At 72.8% G+C, this 17668-nt stretch carries 16 protein-coding genes; 6 read left to right on the forward strand and 10 right to left on the reverse strand.

Annotated features, from left to right (window positions below; translation table 11 throughout):
- Positions 1 to 238: 238 nt before the first annotated feature.
- Positions 239 to 2554: an ATP-dependent DNA helicase gene (locus tag SM573_RS08090; RefSeq protein WP_474616047.1), complete on the reverse strand. Its 2316-nt coding sequence runs from the start codon at positions 2552 to 2554 to the stop codon at positions 239 to 241.
- A gap of 63 nt (positions 2555 to 2617) precedes the next feature.
- On the opposite strand from SM573_RS08090, the gene SM573_RS08095 reads away from it, so the two are divergent.
- Complete coding sequence (locus tag SM573_RS08095; protein ID WP_474611248.1) at positions 2618 to 3124, forward strand: DUF402 domain-containing protein; 507 nt, start codon at positions 2618 to 2620, stop codon at positions 3122 to 3124.
- A gap of 25 nt (positions 3125 to 3149) precedes the next feature.
- Here SM573_RS08095 and sigJ read toward each other — a convergent pair whose 3' ends face one another.
- Positions 3150 to 4109 (reverse strand): RNA polymerase sigma factor SigJ, encoded by a 960-nt coding sequence (gene sigJ, locus SM573_RS08100; RefSeq protein WP_474615840.1) that lies wholly within the window; start codon positions 4107 to 4109, stop codon positions 3150 to 3152.
- Positions 4110 to 4256: 147 nt separating this feature from the next.
- On the opposite strand from sigJ, the gene SM573_RS08105 reads away from it, so the two are divergent.
- From SM573_RS08105 to SM573_RS08115, 3 genes are all read left to right on the forward strand, one after another.
- The gene (locus tag SM573_RS08105) at positions 4257 to 5222 is read left to right on the forward strand and encodes a PPK2 family polyphosphate kinase (protein ID WP_474616048.1); all 966 of its coding nucleotides are present in this window, start codon (positions 4257 to 4259) and stop codon (positions 5220 to 5222) included.
- Positions 5223 to 5352: 130 nt separating this feature from the next.
- Positions 5353 to 5979 (forward strand): DUF47 domain-containing protein, encoded by a 627-nt coding sequence (locus tag SM573_RS08110; RefSeq protein WP_076466922.1) that lies wholly within the window; start codon positions 5353 to 5355, stop codon positions 5977 to 5979.
- 4 nt (positions 5980 to 5983) lie between these two features.
- The gene (locus SM573_RS08115; protein WP_474611246.1) at positions 5984 to 6991 is read left to right on the forward strand and encodes an inorganic phosphate transporter; all 1008 of its coding nucleotides are present in this window, start codon (positions 5984 to 5986) and stop codon (positions 6989 to 6991) included.
- A gap of 61 nt (positions 6992 to 7052) precedes the next feature.
- Here SM573_RS08115 and SM573_RS08120 read toward each other — a convergent pair whose 3' ends face one another.
- Positions 7053 to 8021: a Gfo/Idh/MocA family protein gene (locus tag SM573_RS08120; protein WP_474615841.1), complete on the reverse strand. Its 969-nt coding sequence runs from the start codon at positions 8019 to 8021 to the stop codon at positions 7053 to 7055.
- 70 nt (positions 8022 to 8091) lie between these two features.
- Here SM573_RS08120 and SM573_RS08125 point away from each other — a divergent pair, with 70 nt between their 5' ends.
- Entirely contained in the window at positions 8092 to 8925 is an 834-nt protein-coding gene (locus tag SM573_RS08125; protein WP_474611244.1) for an NUDIX hydrolase, read from the forward strand.
- 145 nt (positions 8926 to 9070) lie between these two features.
- Here SM573_RS08125 and pstB read toward each other — a convergent pair whose 3' ends face one another.
- The 7 genes from pstB to SM573_RS08160 form a co-directional block, all read right to left on the reverse strand.
- A complete protein-coding gene (gene pstB / locus SM573_RS08130; protein WP_355143073.1) occupies positions 9071 to 9847 on the reverse strand; it encodes a phosphate ABC transporter ATP-binding protein PstB in 777 nt (258 codons plus the stop codon).
- A 20-nt stretch (positions 9848 to 9867) separates the two neighbouring features.
- The gene (gene pstA / locus SM573_RS08135) at positions 9868 to 10956 is read right to left on the reverse strand and encodes a phosphate ABC transporter permease PstA (protein ID WP_474611243.1); all 1089 of its coding nucleotides are present in this window, start codon (positions 10954 to 10956) and stop codon (positions 9868 to 9870) included.
- Positions 10953 to 12044, reverse strand: coding sequence for a phosphate ABC transporter permease subunit PstC (gene pstC / locus SM573_RS08140; protein WP_474611242.1), 1092 nt, complete (start codon positions 12042 to 12044; stop codon positions 10953 to 10955). The genes pstA and pstC overlap by 4 nt, the downstream gene beginning before the upstream one ends.
- A 38-nt stretch (positions 12045 to 12082) precedes the next feature.
- Positions 12083 to 13189, reverse strand: a complete 1107-nt coding sequence (gene pstS / locus SM573_RS08145) for a phosphate ABC transporter substrate-binding protein PstS (RefSeq protein ID WP_474611241.1) — start codon at positions 13187 to 13189, stop codon at positions 12083 to 12085.
- Between the two features lie 315 nt (positions 13190 to 13504).
- Positions 13505 to 14431, reverse strand: a complete 927-nt coding sequence (gene mshD / locus SM573_RS08150) for a mycothiol synthase (protein ID WP_474615842.1) — start codon at positions 14429 to 14431, stop codon at positions 13505 to 13507.
- An 84-nt stretch (positions 14432 to 14515) separates the two neighbouring features.
- The gene (locus SM573_RS08155; RefSeq protein ID WP_474616049.1) at positions 14516 to 15403 is read right to left on the reverse strand and encodes a polysaccharide deacetylase family protein; all 888 of its coding nucleotides are present in this window, start codon (positions 15401 to 15403) and stop codon (positions 14516 to 14518) included.
- A gap of 126 nt (positions 15404 to 15529) precedes the next feature.
- Positions 15530 to 16249: a winged helix-turn-helix transcriptional regulator gene (locus SM573_RS08160; protein WP_474611239.1), complete on the reverse strand. Its 720-nt coding sequence runs from the start codon at positions 16247 to 16249 to the stop codon at positions 15530 to 15532.
- Positions 16250 to 16513: 264 nt separating this feature from the next.
- Between SM573_RS08160 and SM573_RS08165 the strand changes: the two genes are divergently transcribed.
- A complete protein-coding gene (locus SM573_RS08165; RefSeq protein WP_474611238.1) occupies positions 16514 to 17566 on the forward strand; it encodes a hypothetical protein in 1053 nt (350 codons plus the stop codon).
- Positions 17567 to 17668 lie beyond the last annotated feature (102 nt).

Raw genomic sequence — 17668 nt, forward strand, 5'->3', positions numbered from 1 at the left:
TGCCCACGCCCGCCAACATCCGTGCCCGCCGAGGACCCCGCGCTGAACCCCGCACGTCAGGTCCGTGCGCCGGAGCTGCCTTCGTGCCGAGGTCCCGCGCCCCAAGATCCGCGCAACATCCTGGATGTTGTTGCCTCGGCCGGGTTGGGAGGCAACTACATCCCGAACATTGCGCGGTTCTCGGAAGGGAAACCCGAGCGCGCCGCTGCGCTCACCTTCGGCGGGCAGCTGTGGTCGATCAGGAGGCGGCGAGGCGTTGTAGCGCGCCGTGGACGACGTCCCGGCGGGTGGTGTACCAGAACGGCGGCAGTGAGCGGCGCAGGAACGGGCCGTAGCCGCGGGCGGTCTCCAGCCGGGAGTCGAGGACCGCGACGACACCCTTGTCACCGGTCGCCCGGATCAGCCGTCCGACGCCCTGCGCGAGGCGGATCGCGGCGATCGGCACGCTGACCGCGGCGAAGCCGGAGCCGCCGCTCGCGTCCACCGCCGCCGCGCGGGCCGCCGCGAGCGGCTCGTCCGGGCGGGGGAACGGGAGCCGGTCGATCACCACGAGTTGGCAGGAGTCACCGGGCACGTCCACGCCCTGCCAGAGGGACATGACGCCGAACAGGCAGCTGGAGCGTTCCTCGCGGAACCGGCGTACGAGCAGGGGTAGCGCCTCCTCGCCCTGCAGCAGCACCGGCAGGTCGGTGCGGGCGCGGACCAGCTCCGCCGCCTGCTGGGCGGCCCGCCGGGAGGAGAAGAGGCCGAGGGTACGCCCACCGAGCGCGCCGACGAGCGCCAACAGCTCCTCGCCGGCCGCGTCGGGCAGCCCGGAGACGCTGGGCCGGGGCAGGTGCGCCGCGACGTAGAGGATGCCCTGCCGGGCGTAGTCGAACGGTGAGCCGACGTCCAGCGAGCGCCAGCCCGGGCCACTGGTGACCGCACCGCTCGCCGCACGCTCCCCTCCCGGGTCGTCCCCACGGGCACCCGCCGAGCCGCCCGGACGGGCGCCGGCCCGTCCGTCGGCCGCGCCGCGCGCGCCACCAGCGGTCGAGCCGGCGTCGCCCCGCCCGGAGTCGCCGTTACCGGCGGTGGAGGGGCGGCCGTTCCGGGCCGTGGAGGCGGCGAGCGCGGCGGCCGCCGGGGACGGCGGAGACGGTGGGGGGGCCTCCAGCCCCAGGGCGCGCGCCACGGTGTCGAACCGCCCGCCGAGGGTCAGGGTGGCCGAGGTGGCCACCACGGTGCGCTCCTCGTAGAGGTGGGTGGCGAGGGTGCCGGCCACGGACAGGGGGGCCACGACCAGGGCGCGGCGGCTGCCGTTGTCCGGCTTCTCCACCCACGCGACGTCGTGCTCGTCCTCCTCCAGCAGCCGCTGTGCGGTGGTGGAGAGCTCGTCCAGGGCGGCCCTGGCCTGCTGCTTGCGCACCGGGTCGGGGTCGTCGGACTTGACCTCGCCGATCGCGTCGAGGGCGGCGCGGGTGGCCGCGTCGAGCAGGGTGCACGCCTCGCGCAGCGGCGCCGGCAGCCCGGCGGTGATCCGACCGGCCGGTGCCTCGGCCAGCCCCACGGCGAGGGCGTCACCGGCGGCGGTGAGCGCCTCGGCGGTCTCGGGCCGCAGCAGCGGGCGGGCTCTGCGGGTGGACCGGTCGATCAGCTCGGGGACCAGCTCGGCCTGGGCGGCGGACGACACCCGGTCGGCGAGCTCGTGCGCCTCGTCGACGATGAGCAGCTTGTGCGGCGGCACGATCTGGCGCCCGGCCAGCATGTCGACGGCGAGCAGGCTGTGGTTGGTCACCACGATGTCGGCCTCGCGGGCCCGCGCCCGGGACGCCTCGGCGAAGCACTCCGCGCCGAACGGGCAGCGGGTCGCGCCGACACACTCGCGCGCCGGCATGGAGACCAGCCGCCAGGCCTGGTCGTCGACGCCCGGATCCAGCTCGTCCCGGTCGCCGGTCTCGGTCTCCGCGGCCCAGTCCCGCAGCCGTTGGACCTGCTTGCCCAGCCGGCCGGCCTCGCCGAGCCACCTGCCCGCGGCGGGGCTCGCCGAGGGCGTGTCGAAGAGGGTGTCCTCCGGCTCGTCCTCGGTCGAGTTGTCGAGCCGGGCCAGGCACAGGTAGTGGTGCCGGCCCTTGAGCACCGCGAAGGTGGGCCGGCGGCCGAGCAGCGGCTCGACGGCGTCGGCGAGCCGGGGGAGATCGTGGTCGACGAGCTGGGACTGGAGAGCCAGGGTCGCGGTGGAGACCACGACCGGCCCGTCGACGGTGAGCGCCGGGGCGAGGTACGCGAGGGACTTGCCGGTGCCCGTGCCGGCCTGGACCAGCAGGTGCTCACGGGCGGCCACGCTCTCCTCGATGGCCGCCGCCATCTGCTGCTGCCCGGGGCGGGCGGCGCCACCCGGAACGGCGCCGACGGCGGCGGCGAGCAGGTCCGCGCCGCTCGGCCGGGCGCCCCGGCGCTTCCCCGTACGCGGAGGTGGGGCGCTGGGACCGGTGGCGGTGCGCGGCGGGGTCACCGTGCGACCGTACCCGCCGCCGCCGACACCGGCCGCGCCCCTCCGCCGCGTGGCGGGCAGGCGAGTTCCGCCCCGTTACGTCGACGCTACGACGAGTGGGCGGTATCGGTTAGGGTGCGACTCATGCCCAGCGACGTGGTCCGCGTGATCTACCGGAAGTACGACGGCAGCGCGCACCGCGACTATCCGGCCCGTCGCCTCACCGAGGACGACCTCGGCGTCTGGCTCGGGGTGCCCGCCGGCACGAAGTCGATCTACCACGGGCGTCCGTCGGTGGAGCAGATCCCGTTCGTGCTGCTCGTGCCGCACCACGCCTGGTGGACGGGGATGTTCAACCCGCCGCCGCGCACCAGCGAGGTCTACTGCGACATCGCCAGCCCGGCCCGGTGGGAGTCCGACGACACGGTCCACCTCTACGACCTCGACCTCGACGTGGTCCGGCGACGCGCCACCGGCGCCGTGGAGCTGCGCGACGAGGACGAGTTCGCCGAGCACCGGGTGCGCTTCGGCTACCCCGACGAGGTCGTGCGCGAGGCGGAGGCCGCGGCCCGCTGGCTCTTCGCGGCGCTCGGCGACGGCACCGAGCCCTTCGCCACCTCGTACCGCAAGTGGCTCGCCCTGGTCGTCTGACCCGGCACCACCGCCGCCCGGCGGTTCACCAGTGGGGCGGCCAGTGCGCGTCCGGGCCGATCGACGGCAGGCCGACGAGCTTCTCCGGGTTCATCTGGTTGAAGATGCCGGTGATCCGACCCTCGTGCACCGCGAAGGCGGTCACCGCCCGCAGCGGGCGCCCGTCGGTGTGCACCGCCTCGATCTGGATCCCGAGCACGCCGTCGACCAGCACCGGCCGGCCCCGCACCCGGCTCCGGTAGCGGCCGAACCGGCCGAAGAGGCCCAGGGCGAAGCGGCCCACGGCGTCCGCACCGACCACCGGCCGGCGGGCGCTCGGAAAGTGCCCGCCGCTGTCGCCGACGAAGACCACGTCCGGGGCGAGCACCGCGAGGAGGCGGTCCAGCTCGCCGGACTCGGCGGCGGCGACGAACGCCTCCAGCACGCGGCGCTGGGCGGCCGGGTCGGCGGTGTGCTGCGGTACGCCGGGGGCGGTGACCGCCCGGCGGGCCCGGGAGGCGAGCTGCCGGGCGGCGACCTCGGTGGTGCCGAGCACCTCGGCGACCCGGGCGAACGGCACGGCGAAGACGTCGTGCAGGACGAACGCGACCCGCTGCTCCGGGGCGAGCCGTTCCAGGACCACCAGCAGCGCGGTGCCGAGCTGGTCGGTGCGGACGGCGCGTTCGGCCGGGTCGGGGGCGAAGCCGTCGCCGCGGGTTTCCACCGGCGCCACCACCGGTTCCGGCAGCCACTCACCGACGTACGCCTCCCGGCGCACCCGCGAGGACCGGAGCACGTCCAGGCAGATCCGGGCGCAGGTGGTGGTCAGCCAGGCGCGCAGCTCGCGGATCTCGGCCCGGGCCGCCGGGTCGGCGAGCGCGTTCGCGTACCGCAACCAGGTCTCCTGGACGGCGTCCTCGGCCTCGCCGCGGCTGCCCAGCATCCGCTGGGCCACGGTCAGCAGCCGCCCGCGTTCGGCCTCGAACTCCGTCGCCAGGTCCCGCACCGTGGTCTCCTTCCGTCGGACGCACGTCCTCCCGCCCACTGGACGTCTCGGCGGCCCGGGATGTGACAGGTCGACGGCGGGGAACCGGCTCGACGGGCGGATCCGGCGCCGCTGGGCGATGATCCGGGGGTGGACGCACCTCGGGAGATGGAGATCGTTCCGCCGGTCGGCGGGTCGGTGCGGGCGCTGCTGCGGGTGACGGCCCCCGTCGACCTCGGCGCGGTCGATCCGCGGTCCACGCCCGGCCTGCCGGGCGCGGCGACGACCGGTGTGCACCGCAAGGCCTGGGCCCGCGCGCAGCTGCGGCTCGTCGGCGCCGAGTTGGGCCGGCAGCAGGAGATGTTGTACGCCACCGCGAAGGCGGCCGGGTCCGGGCCGGCTGACGCCGGTGCCCCGGGCACCCGGACCGGGAGCGGGCCGGGCCCGCGGGTGCTGCTCGTGCTCCAGGCGATGGACGCCGGTGGCAAGGACGGCACGATCAAGCGGGTCGCCGGGGCGATGAATCCGCTCGGCCTGCACATCCGCTCCTTCGGCCCGCCGACTCTCGAGGAGCTGCGGCACGACTTCCTCTGGCGGATCCGGCGGGAGCTGCCGCCGCCCGGCTACGTGGGGATCTTCAACCGGTCGCACTACGAGGACGTGCTGGTGGCCCGGGTGGCGGCACTGGTGCCGGAGGTCACCTGGCGGGCCCGGTACGACGAGATCAACGCCTTCGAGCGGGAGCTGGCCGGGGCCGGCGTGACGCTGGTGAAGGTGATGCTGCACATCTCGTACGCCGAGCAGGGGGAGCGGCTCCTCGAACGGCTGGACGACCCGCGCAAGCACTGGAAGTACAACCCGGCGGACGTGGACGCGCGGGCGCAGTGGCGCGACTACCAGGCCGCGTACGCCGAGGCGCTGAGCCGGTGCGACTCGGACGCCGCGCCCTGGTTCGTGGTGCCGGCGGACCGGAAGTGGTACCGGGACTGGGCGGTGGCCCATCTGCTGCGTGAGACGTTCGACACTCTCGACCTGGGGTATCCGCGAGCCGGTTTCGACCTCGCACGGGAGCGGGAGCGGCTCCGGAGTGGTGGAGCGGAGGCGGGAGGGACGGCCGAGGTGAACGACAGGTGAACGAGCGATGAATGCGGCCTGGCCAGGGGTGGGCCGGGAATTTCCCGCCGCCGCCGTTCCCTAGCATTCCCAGGGCAGGCGCCCCCGGGGGCGTCCGCCACCCTTCCACCGACACGACGAGGTCCGTGCTGTGAAGTTTTCCTTCCGCCCCACCGAGGGTGCCTTCTACGAGCTCTTCACCAGGGCCGCGCAGAACCTGGTCCGGGGCACCGAGCTGCTCAACGAGCTGGCCCTGCCCGGGGTCGAGGTGCAGTCGGTCAGCGAGCGGCTGACCGAGGTGGAGCACGACAGCGACCAGATCACCCACGAGCTGTACAAGAAGATCAACTCCACCTTCATCACGCCGTTCGACCGGGAGGACATCTACCGGCTCGGGTCGCTGCTCGACGACGTGATGGACCACCTGGAGGCGGTGGGGAACCTCCTCTACCTCTACGGCCTGACCAAGCTGCCGTCGCTGCCCCGGGAGATGCACGAGCTGGTCAACGTGCTCGACCAGCAGGCGAAGCTGACCGCCGAGGCGATGCCGCGGCTGAAGTCGATGAAGGATCTCGAGGACTACTGGATCGAGTGCAACCGGCTGGAGAACGACGGTGACCAGGCCTACCGGATGCTGCTGGTCCGCCTCTTCTCCGGCGAGTACGACGCGTTGACCGTGCTGAAGATGAAGGAGGTCGCCGACGAGCTGGAGGCCGCCTGCGACGCCTTCGAGCACGTGGCCAACACCGTCGAGACGATCGCGGTCAAGGAGTCCTGATCCTGTGACACCCGAACTCATCGCCGTGTTGGCGGTGATCGCGGTGGCGTTGGCGTTCGACTACACCAACGGCTTCCACGACGCCGCCAACGCGATCGCGACAAGCGTCTCCACACGCGCGCTGACACCCCGGGTCGCCCTCCTGCTGGCCGCGGTCGGCAACTTCGTCGGCGCCCACTTCGGCGCCGGCGTCGCGAAGACCGTCGGCGACGGCCTGGTCACGCTGCCCACCGGGGTGGCGAGCCTGGGGGTGGTCTTCGCCGGGGTGCTCGGCGCCATCGCCTGGAACCTGATCACCTGGTACTTCGGCCTGCCCTCGTCGTCCTCGCACGCCCTCTTCGGCGGCCTGGTGGGGGCCACGCTGCTCGCCGCCGGCGGCGTGGTGCAGTGGATGAACATCGTCGAGAAGGTCATCCTCCCGATGGTGCTCTCGCCGATCGTCGGCCTCACCCTGGGCTACCTGGTGATGCTCGCGATCCTGTGGCTGTTCCGGAAGGGCCAGCCGGGCAAGCTGAACCGGGGCTTCCGCTGGGCGCAGACCGCGTCGGCGGCGGCCATGTCCGTCGGCCACGGCATGCAGGACGCCGCCAAGACCATGGGCATCGTGGTCCTCGCCCTCTACACGGGCGGCTTCCAGGAGAGCAAGACCCACATCCCGGGCTGGGTCTTCTGGACCTCGGCGACGATGCTGGCGCTCGGCACCTACGCCGGTGGCTGGCGGATCATCCGCACCCTCGGGCGCAAGATCATCGACCTGGGCCCGCCGGAGGGCTTCGCCGCCGAGACGGTGGCCAGCGCGGTGCTCTACTTCAACGCCCTCGTGCTGAAGGCGCCCATCTCCACCACCCACACGATCACCTCGGCGATCATGGGCGTGGGCGCCACGAAGCGGCTCTCCGCGGTCCGCTGGAACGTGGCCGGCAACATCGTGATCGCGTGGATCATCACCTTCCCGGCCGCGGCGCTCATCGCCTGCGTCACGTACCTGGTGGTGCGCCCGCTCTTCGGCTGAGCCCGGACGGCGTACGACAGGGGCCCCGCCACCGCGGACCGCGGTGGCGGGGCCCCTTCGCTCACGCGTAGTCGACGCCGATCTGGTCGCGGATCGTGTCGAGCAGGGTCATCACCTCGAGGGTGGTGGAGTGCGGCACCAGCGGGCTCTCGAGGAGCCCCTCCGCCAGGCAGCGCTGCACCTCGATCGCCTCGTACTGGTAGCCCCCGCCGGTCAGGTCGGCGGGAACGACCTCCGGCTCGGTGCCCGCCCGGTGCAGCGTCAGCGACTCGGGCCGGAAGAACAGCGAGGGCAGGTCGATGCGCCCCTTCGTGCCGGTGACCGAGGCGACCACCGGCGTGGCGCCCACGATGCCGCAGCTCAGCGTCGCGACCGCGCCCGAGTCGTACCCGAGGACGATGCCGGTGTTCTCGTCGACGCCCTCCGGGCTGATCTTCGCCCAGGACCGGATGTGCTGCGGCACGCCGAGCAGCAGGTGGGCCAGGCTCAACGGGTAGACGCCGAGGTCGAGCAGCGCGCCGCCGCCCAGCACCCGGGCGCGCATCCGGTGCTCCGGCGGGAACGGCCCGGCCACCCCGAAGTCCGCCTGGACGCTGGTCACCGTGCCGATCGCGCCGTCCGCGATCAGCTCCACCATGCGGCGGATCAGCGGGTTGGTCCGCATCCACATGGCCTCCATGAGGAAGACCCCGGCGGAACGGGCGGCCTCGATCAGCTCCGTGCTGGTCGCCAGGTCGAGCGTGAAGGGCTTCTCCAGCAGCACCGCCTTCCCGGCGGAGAGGCACGTCATGGCGGCCTCGTGGTGCGCGGCGTGCGGCGTGGCCACGTACACCACGTCGACGTCCGGGTCCGCGGCCAGCTCCGCCCAGGAGCCGTACGCGCGCGGCACGCCGTGCCGCTCGGCGAAGAGCTTCGCGCTCTCGGCGGTACGGGAACCGACAGCGACCAGCTCGGCGTCCGGCACCAGCCGGAGGTCTTCGGCGAAACGCCCGGCGATGTGGCCGGTGGCCAGGATGCCCCAACGAGTCATGCCGGCAACGCTAGTCCAGGTCAGCGGCCGGTCGATCATCGGTTCCGGTGGCCGGGACTAGGCTCACGGCATGACGATCGACCGCGACGGCTTCCCCGCGCCGCCGGCCCTCGTGGAGCACGCCCGGCGGTTCCGCGCCGAGGGCGGGGTGCCCGCGGTGCCCCGGGTGGCGGCTACCGTGCTGCTGCTCCGCCCGGCCGGGAGCGACTTCGAGGTCTACCTGATCCGCCGGGTCGCCGCGATGACGTTCGGCGGGATGTACGCGTTCCCGGGTGGCGGCGTGGACCGGTCGGACTCCCAGGCCCACGTCGAGTGGGCCGGCCCCACCCCGGCCGACTGGGGCCAGCGGCTCGGTCTCGCCCCGGACGACGCCCAGGCGGTCGTCTGTGCCGCCGCCCGGGAGGTGTTCGAGGAGGCCGGGGTGTTGCTCGCCGGCGCGGACGCGGCGAGCGTGGTCGGCGACGTGAGCGGGGACGACTGGGAGGCGGCGCGGGTCGCGTTGGAGCGGCGGGAGATCGGCTTCGCTCAGCTGCTCGGCGAGCGGGGGCTCACCCTCCGCTCCGACCTGCTGCTGCCGTGGAGCCGGTGGATCACCCCGGAGTTCGAGCCGCGCCGCTTCGACACGTACTTCTTCGTGGCCCTGCTGCCCGAGGGGCAGCGACCCCGGAACGTCTCCGGGGAGGCCGACCGCACCCTCTGGGCGCGTCCGGCGGAGGCCCGGTCCCGGGCGGAGGCGGGCGAGCTGACGATGCTCCCCCCGACCCTGGTGACGCTGGGGCAGGTGGCGGCCGCGCAGGATCTGGCCGGCGTGGTGCGCGCCGCCGCCACCCGCGACGCGGCCACCCCGGTGACCCCCCGCCTGGACCTCCCACCCACCGGCACCCCCCGCTTCCTCCTCACCTGACCCCCGAGCCGCGTTGCAGTTGTGGCGGTGGACGAGCCGGGTGAACCGGGTGAGGTTGTGGCACCACAACTGCAAGATCGGGGTGGTACGCCGAGGGGCGCCGGTCGTTGCGACCGACGCCCCTCGCGGACCGGGAACCAGCGGCTCAGCCGAAGCGGCCGGTGATGTAGTCCTCGGTCTTCTTCTGGCTCGGGTTGCTGAAGATCTTCTGGGTGTTGTCGTACTCGATGAGGCGGCCGGGGTCGCCGGTCTTCTCGATCGAGAAGAACGCCGTCCGGTCCGAGACCCGGGCGGCCTGCTGCATGTTGTGCGTGACGATGATGATGGTGAACTTGTCCTTCAGCTGGAACATCAGGTCCTCGATGGCCAGCGTGGAGATCGGGTCGAGCGCCGAGCAGGGCTCGTCCATCAGCACCACCTGCGGCTCGACCGCGATCGTCCGGGCGATGCAGAGCCGCTGCTGCTGGCCGCCGGAGAGGCCGGCGCCCGGCTTGCCGAGCCGGTCCTTGACCTCGTCCCAGAGGTTCGCCGAGCGCAGCGCCTTCTCCGCGGCCTCGTCCAGGATCGACTTCTTCCGTACGCCGTTGAGGCGCAGCCCGGCCACCACGTTCTCGTAGATGCTCATGGTCGGGAACGGGTTGGGGCGCTGGAAGACCATGCCGATCATGCGCCGGACGGCCGTGACGTCCACGTCGCGGTCGTAGATGTCCTGGTCGTCGATGGTGAGGCTGCCCTCGACCCGCGCGCCCGGGAGCACCTCGTGCATCCGGTTGATCGAACGGAGGAAGGTGGACTTGCCGCAGCCGGACGGGCCGATGAGGGCGGTGACGGTCTTCGGCTCGACGGTGAGGTTGATGTTCTCGATCGCCTTGAAGGCGCCGTAGTAGGCGGTGACGTTCGAGGCTTCGATGCGCTTGGCCATGGTGGTGGTACCTCCGGGGTTCATCGGCCGAGGCGGTTACGACGGGCCAGCAGCTTCGCCGCGATCGTCAGGATCAGGACGAGGGCCACCAGGGTGAGTGCCGCGGTCCACGCCCGGGCGGGGGCGTACCGCGAGGCGTCGCCGGCCTGCTGGTAGACGAAGAGGGCCAGGGACGACTGGTTGTTCTCGAACGCGTTGAAGTTGATCGCCGCGCCGCCGCCGGCCACGAGCAGCACCGGCGCCGTCTCGCCGGCCGCGCGGGCGATGGCGAGCATGACGCCGGTGACGATGCCCGGCAGCGCCGTCGGCAGCACGATCCGCAGGATGGTCTTCCACTTCGGCACGCCCAGGGCGTACGCCCCCTCGCGCAGTGGCGCGGGGACGAGGCGGAGCATCTCCTCGGTGGAGCGCACCACGGTGGGGAGCATCAGCACGCTCAGGGCGAGCGCGGCGGCGAAACCGGAGAAGCTCGGCCGGCCGTCGTTGAACCACGGCGACACGATCAGCACCCAGAAGGCCAGCACGAACAGGCCCGCGACGATCGACGGGATGCCCGTCATGACGTCCACGAAGAAGCGGATCGCGAAGGCGAACCGGCCCCGCCCGTACTCCACGATGTAGATCGCGCAGAGGATGCCGAGCGGGACGGTGATCAGGGTGGCGATGCCGACCTGCTCCAGCGTGCCGACGATCGCGTGGTACGCGCCGCCGTTCGCGTCCCGGGCCCCGATGTTGTTCATCGAGGTGAGGAAGAAGTCGCCGTCGAGCCGGTCGACGCCGTTGCTGACCAGCGTCCAGACCACCGACGCGAGCGGCAGCACGGCGAGTACGAACGCGGAGTGGATCAGCGCGCTCCAGGTGCGGTTGCGCGCCGAACGCCGGCCCTCGACCGCGTTGGCAGCGGCGAAGAGGCCGGCCAGGTAGAGCAGCGCCCCGACGACCACGACGAGCACCGCGCCGCCGATGCCGGTGCCGTACACGATCGCGGCGGCGACCAGCAGGGCGGCCAGCGCGATGGCCGGCGCGGCGTACCGCGGGAGTCGCTTCGCCCGCAGCGTGCCCGGCTGGGCGGGCGGGCGGGGGCGGTGGGTGGTGACGGTGGTGGTCATGCGGCCGACTCCGTGAACTCCCGGCGGCGGTAGATGATCGCCCGCGCGGTGATGTTGACGATCAGCGTGATCGCGAAGAGCACCAGGCCGGAGGCGATCAGCGCGCCCCGTCCGGTCTCGTTGGCCTCGCCGAACGCGTTGGCGATGTTCGCGGCGATGGTGTTGCCGCCGTTCTGGATCAGGTTGAACGAGATGCCGAACGTGATGCCGAGGGTCATCGCGAGGGCGATGGTCTCGCCGAGCGCGCGGCCCAGGCCGAGCATCACCGCGGCGATGATGCCGGGCCGGCCGTACGGCAGCACGGCCGTGCGGATCATCTCCCAGCGGGTGGCGCCCAGGGCGAGGGCCGCCTCCTCGTTGGCGGTGGGGGTCTGCAGGAACACCTCGCGGGAGAGCGAGGTGATGATCGGCAGCACCATGATCGCGAGGACGAGGGCGCCGAGCATGATCGACTTACCGAAGGGCCCGTCGCCGCCGAAGATCGGGAGCCAGCCGAAGTACTTGTTCAGCCAGACCGAGAAGTCGCGGACCGGGTTGATGAAGACGTCCCGACCCCAGAGTCCGAAGACCACGCTCGGCACCGCGGCGAGCAGGTCGATGAGGAAGCCGAGTGTGACGCCGATCCGGCGCGGCGCGTAGTGCGAGAGGTAGAGGGCGATGCCCAGCGCCACCGGCACCGCGATCAGCAGGGCCAGCGCGGAGCTGAGCACGGTGCCGAAGGCGAGCGTGCCGATGCCGAACTTCGGCTCGGTCTCGTTGGGCGACCAGCCCTCGTAGGTCCAGAAGTTCTCCGTGTCGGCACGCAGCGCCGGCACCGCCTTGGCGACCAGGAAGATCGCGATCGCCGCGATGATGACGAGCACGGCGGCGCCGGCGGCCATGGAGAGGCCGCGGAACGCCCGCTCGGCGCCGAACGTGCGGGCTCGGGGCAGGGCGCCGCCGCCGCCCAGCCCGGTGCCGCCCGGGGTGCGGGTGCTGACTGGTGCCTCGGCCAGACGCGCCGAGGCACCGGCGGGCCGCTCGTGACTCTCGGTCACGCGGGTCCCGCCGGTGCCGGCGTCGGCCGAGCGGTGGGGGGTTTCACCCATCTGCTCGCTCGATTCGGTTGCGGAGGTGGTGTGTCAGGTCAGGAGATGTTCTTGACCGCGGCCTCGACCTTGGTCCGGACGCTCTCCGGCAGCGGGGCGTAGCCCAGCTCGGTCAGAGAGGCCTGGCCCTCGGTGCTGGCGGCGTAGCTGAGCAGGCCCTTGACCAGCGGCAGCTTGTCGGCGGCGAGACCCTTGCTGCAGACGATCTCGTAGGTCGCCAGGACGATCGGGTACGCCCCGGCCTCCTTGGTGTTGTAGTCGATCGACAGCTTGAGGTCGTCGCCCTGGCCCTCGATCTTGGCGCCGGCGATGGTCTTGCCGGCGTTCTCGGCGGTCAGCTCGGCGAACTCGCCGTTGCCGTTACCGATCTTGGCCATCTTGAGGCCGGCGTTCTCGGCGAACGACCACTCCATGTAGCCGATGGAGCCGTCGGCCTGCTTGACCGAGCTGGCCACGCCGTCCGAACCCTTGGAGCCGGTGCCGCCCGGGGCCTTCCAGGCCTTCGCCTTGCCGAAGGTCCAGTCGGTCTCGGCGGTCTTGCTCAGGTAGTTGGTGAAGTTGTCGGTGGTGCCGGACTCGTCCGAGCGGTGCACCGTCTGGATGGTGGTCGACGGCAGGGTCGCGCTCGGGTTGTCGGCCTTGATGGCCGGGTCGTCCCACTTGGTCACCGTGCCGGCGAAGATCTTCGCCAGGGTGGCCGGCTTGAGCTGGAGGTTGTCCACGCCGCTGACGTTGTAGGCGACGGCCACCGGGCCGATCACCATCGGCAGGTGGATGGCCTTGCCGCCGACGCACTTGGCGTCGGCCTGCGGCTGCTCCTCCGGCTTGAGGGCCGAGTCGGAGCCGGCGAAGTCGGCGGTGCCGGCGATGAAGGCCTGGATGCCCGCACCGGAGCCGCTCGGCTCGTAGTTGATGGTCGAGCCGGAGCACTTCTGCTGGTACGCCTTGATCCACTCGGCCATGGCGTTCTTCTGGGCGGACGAGCCCTGGGCGTTCACCGTTCCGGTAGCGCAGTCGACCGCGGCAGCCGAGCCGGAGGCGCTGGCGTCGGTCGCCGGCTCGTTGTTGTCCGAGCCGCATGCGCTGAGAGCGAACGTCGCGGTAAGTGCGAGCGAGGCAATCGCGCCGAGCCGCTGGAGCTTCACCTGAGGGGTTTCCCTTCACGTCTGACTTGGCGCCCCGATCCGGGGCCCGGGGAGGACCGGCGGTGACCGGCTGATTCCACAAGCTAGGAGGGCCAGGTAGCCGGCTTGCCGGTCGCAAGTGAACGGAGGGTGAACTCGTTCGGCAGACGAAGTGACCTGCCGCTGAGGGTGAGTTGTCCGTTAAGTGAACTCGCGGACGCGTGTCGGAACTATGGTTATATTTCCGGTCCGCTGTTACCGCGCCGAGTCACCCCGGTGACCCCACCGTGACCACCGGGCGTAACGGCGCTCACGCGCCGAGCGAAGGCGGGCGACTCAGCCCAACTGGTAGTTGACGTGCGCCGACCACCGCAGGAAACCGAGCCGCTCGTAGAGGGCGACCGCGGCGGAGTTCGACTCGTCGACGTAGAGCATCACGCGGTCCAGGCCGCGCTGGTCACGCAGGTACGCGAGCCCGGCGTTGGTGAGCGCCCGGCCCAGCCCGCCGCGGTGCGCGGACGGGTCGACCCCCAGCACGTACACCTCGCCGATCCGCGCGGAGCCGGGCCGCTCGTGCACCTTGGTCCAGTGGAAGCCGAGCAGCCGTCCGGTCGACTCCTCGACCGCGAGCAGGAATCCGGCCGGGTCGAACCACGGCTCGGCCAGTCGTACGCGCAGGTCGTCCGGGGTCCACCGGCCCTGCTCGGGGTGATCGGCGAAGGCGCGGGCGTTGACCGTCAGCCAGGCGGCGTCGTCCGCGTCGGGCCGGAAGGCGCGCAGCGCCACGCCGGCGGGCAGTCGCGGCTCGGCCAGCGGGGCGGTCAGCGACCGGCGCAGCTGCCACAGCACCCGGGCGCGGGCGAAGCTGAGGTCGACCGCGAGCGCGGCGGCGGACGGGTGGTCGCCGTGTGCCCAGGCGCGCAGCGGGCCGGGCGCGGCCTCCAGGACGCCCCGGGCGAGCGCGCGCCCGACGCCCTGCCTGCGGTGCGCCGGGTGCACCACCAGTTCCACTCCGACGCCGCCGGCCGGATCGGTGGTGTCGAGGTGGGCGTACCCGGTCAGCGTCCCGCCGGCGGCCCGGGCGGTCAGGTGCACGGCCGGTGCGTCCGGCTCGCGCAGCCGCAGCAGGGTGTGCTCGTCGAAGGGGTCGGCGCCGTCGGCGTCGCCCGCCGAACGGGCGAGGGCCAGCACGTCGTCGATCTCCACGGGGGAGAGTCGGTCGGCACGGGTCACCCGGTCGCTGGTGGGCTCGACGCTGCTCATCCGTTCACCGTAGCCCGCCGGTCCGGGGTCGTCGCCGGCCTCCCCGCGCTGGCCCGCGCCGACGTCGTCCGGTGCGGGCGGGGGTCACGTCGGCTCGACCGGCAGGGCCTCCAACTGGAACCGGGTGGTCAGCTCGGGAAGGATCTGCCAGAGGGCCTCGACGGTGCCCTGCCGGTTGCCGCCCGCGTCGTGCAGGAGCACCACCGAGCCCGGTTCGATCTGGGAGACGATCGTCGAGGCGATCCGCTGGGCCCCCGGCGCCTGCCAGTCCGACGGGTCCACCGTCCAGTGCAGCGGCGTCATGCCCAGGGCGTGTGCGGCCGAGACGACGGAGTAGGTCCACGCGCCGCCGGGCTGGCGGTACCAGACGATCGGGGCGTCCGGCACGGCGTCGTGGATCGCCTGGTTGGTCCGGACGAGGTCGGCGCGGATCTGGTCCGGCGAGCGTTTGCCGAGCGTGACGTCGTGGTTCCACGAGTGGTTGCAGAGGGTGTGGCCGTCGGCCACGATCGCCTGCACCAGGTCGGGGTGGCTCTGGGCCATCTCCCCCACGACGCAGAAGGTGGCGCGGACGCCGAACTCCCGGAGCACGGAGAGGACCTGCGGTGTGTAGCGCGGGTCCGGCCCGTCGTCGAAGGTGAGCGCCACGTGGTCGTTGCCGGTGGTGACGTGCGCGCCGAAGAGGTTGTCGTCGCCGGCGTCCCGCGACGAGCCGTCCTGCCCGGTCTCGGGCGGACGGTTGCCCTCGTCGGGGCCCTCCGTCGCTTCGGGGTCGACCGAGGGCTGGTCGGCGTAGTGGGTGTCGCTCAGGTCGCCGGCGAACCCGGTCGCGTTCCGTTCCGGCCGGTCGGGGATCAGGCTCCGGCCCAGCGCGTACGCCGAGCCGAGCAGCGCGACAAGCACGAGGACGACGATCGCGGCCGCGCGCCCCGTGGAGCCGGGTCGCAGCAGCGCGCGTACCCGGCCGGACAGCCGGGCAGCATCCCCCGTGGTCATGACACGCACCGTCGCCCCTTTCCCTGGCAAACCCGGCAGTCAGAATAGATCCGACGAGTTGCACAAAAGGGGCGTATTGGAAAAGCTCCGGCGATCGTGCGATCAGACGGGCAGCGGCGCGTGCTCCGCCTCGGGCAGCGGACGCGACGGCGGTACGACGAACTTGTAGCCCACCTGACGCACGGTGCCGATCATCGACTCGTACTCCGAGCCGAGCTTCGCCCGCAGTCGCCGGACGTGCACGTCCACCGTCCGGGTGCCGCCGAAGTAGTCGTACCCCCAGACCTCGCGCAGGAGCTGGTCGCGGGTGAACACCCGGCCGGGGTGCTGGGCCAGGAACTTCAGCAGCTCGAACTCCTTGTAGGTGAGGTCGAGCGGTCGGCCCTTGAGCTTCGCGGCGTACGTGTCGGGATCGATGGTCAGCTCACCGGCCCGGATCGAGCCGCCGGCGCCGGCCACCGCGCTGCTGAGCCGGCCGACCGCCAGTCGCAGCCGGGCCTCGACCTCGGCGGGGCCGGCCGAGGCGAGGATGACGTCGTCGACGCCCCAGTCGGCGTTCAGTGCGATGAGCCCGGCCTCGGTCACCACCGCGACCAGTGGTACGCCGAGCCCGGTGGCGTGCAGCATCCGGCAGGTCGCGCGGGCCTCGGTCAGCTCGGAGCGGGCGTCGACCAGGACCGCGTCCGGGCTGGGGCCCGCCACCAGGGTGCGTACGTCGCGGGGCGCGGTGCGGACCGAGTGCGGCAGCAGGTCGAGCGCCGGCAGCACGGCGGAAGGCTCACCCGCGCGGGCGCTCACCAGCAGCAGGATCTCCACGATCACCTCCGTCCCGGCGGCCTGGTGGCCGCGCGACCAGCGACCCCCGGTAGCGGGAGATGCGCTGAGAACTTGGCGTGGGTCCCGGCGTCGCTGACGGGCGGGGTAACGGCACGAGCGTAACCGATGGATCCGGCCGCGCTCCCAGGCCGTTTCCTGTTTGTTCGCTTTGCCCCCGATCGCGGCGCAGGTTTTAACGTTGCCGAAACCGTGACCGCCCCGAGGCGGGCGGGCCCTCCACCATCGCGGCCGGTCTGGCACGATCGGGGCGTGTTTCCCTCCACCTCGCCCGAGACCGGTCGTGATCCCTGGTCCGACGGGCAGCGACCCGGGCCGCCCTACGGTCCGCCGCCGGGGCCACGCAGCGCGCCGGGCGACGACGACGGCGAACGTCGCGAGCGCGGCGGTCCGCGGCGGATCCGGCGCGGCGGTGAGCCGGCGCGGCGACCGGCGGACGACGCCGCGACGGTCGAGCCGGACGAGGAGCCGGTGCCGCCGGTGGAGGTGCGCCGGTCGCTCTCGTTCGCCGTCGCCGGGTTCTCCGCGCTGCTGGGAGTCGGGCTGGTGCTCGGGGCGCAGACCTCCGGGCCGGGGCACCGACTGCCGTTCGCGATCGTCATTCTCGGCGTCCAGCTGCTCTTCGTGCTGGCCTGGACGATGGCCATGCGGCCGCCCGCGGTGCTGCTGGTCGCACTGGTCAGCCTCGGCGTGGCGGTGGCGGCCGACGCGGCCGCCGTGCAGACGGACATCGCCGGCCTCGCGCCGCTGGGTTACGTCGCGGCGGGCGGCTTCGTCGCCGCGGTGCTGGGTCAGCTGGTGCGCCGGGTCGACCGGGTACGGGTGACCGACTCCCTCGGCACCACGCTGCTCATCGTGGTGGGCGTCGTCGCCTTCGGCACGTTGATCGTGCTGAGTCGGATCCCGGCCGGCACGCAGGCGATCACCGTCTGCCTGACCGCGAGCGCCGTCGCCCTCACCGTCGCCCGGGTGACCGACGCCGTGGCGGCCTGGCCCCGGCTGGCCCCGCAGGTGCCCCGTGGCGCGGCCGGCGTGGTCGTCGGCGCGATGGTCGGCACGCTGGTCAGCGCGCTGCTCGGCAGCTACCTCGTCGCGCCGTTCACCCCGACCCGGGCCGCCATCATCGGTCTGGTCGCCGCGGTCGCCGCGGTGCTCGCCGACCTCGCCGTGGGGTACGCCGAGGCGGGCCGGCTGATGGCGGGGGAGCCGCCGACGATGTGGGTCGCCCGGCACATGCAGGGCCCGCTCGGCGGCTTCGCGCTGGCCGCGCCCGCCGCGTACGCCATGTGCATGCTGTTCCTCTGAACGTACGGTTGAGCGCGGCGGAGGTCGGGTACCAACCCGGCGCCGCGGCGCGGCGCCGGCGGTGACGACGAGCCGGCGCGGCGACGGGACAGGACGAGCCGC

Source organism: Micromonospora xinjiangensis, assembly GCF_056150165.1.

What these genes read in the sequence shown, in the direction of transcription:
- SM573_RS08095 (WP_474611248.1), top strand. Translation starts at nt 2,618, where the DNA reads ATGCCCAGCGACGTGGTCCGCGTGATCTACCGGAAGTACGACGGCAGC.
- SM573_RS08105 (WP_474616048.1), top strand. Translation starts at nt 4,257, where the DNA reads ATGGAGATCGTTCCGCCGGTCGGCGGGTCGGTGCGGGCGCTGCTGCGG.
- SM573_RS08120 (WP_474615841.1), bottom strand. Translation starts at nt 8,021, where the DNA reads ATGACTCGTTGGGGCATCCTGGCCACCGGCCACATCGCCGGGCGTTTC.
- SM573_RS08125 (WP_474611244.1), top strand. Translation starts at nt 8,092, where the DNA reads ATGACGATCGACCGCGACGGCTTCCCCGCGCCGCCGGCCCTCGTGGAG.
- pstB (WP_355143073.1), bottom strand. Translation starts at nt 9,847, where the DNA reads ATGGCCAAGCGCATCGAAGCCTCGAACGTCACCGCCTACTACGGCGCC.
- pstA (WP_474611243.1), bottom strand. Translation starts at nt 10,956, where the DNA reads ATGACCACCACCGTCACCACCCACCGCCCCCGCCCGCCCGCCCAGCCG.
- pstC (WP_474611242.1), bottom strand. Translation starts at nt 12,044, where the DNA reads ATGGGTGAAACCCCCCACCGCTCGGCCGACGCCGGCACCGGCGGGACC.
- mshD (WP_474615842.1), bottom strand. Translation starts at nt 14,431, where the DNA reads ATGAGCAGCGTCGAGCCCACCAGCGACCGGGTGACCCGTGCCGACCGA.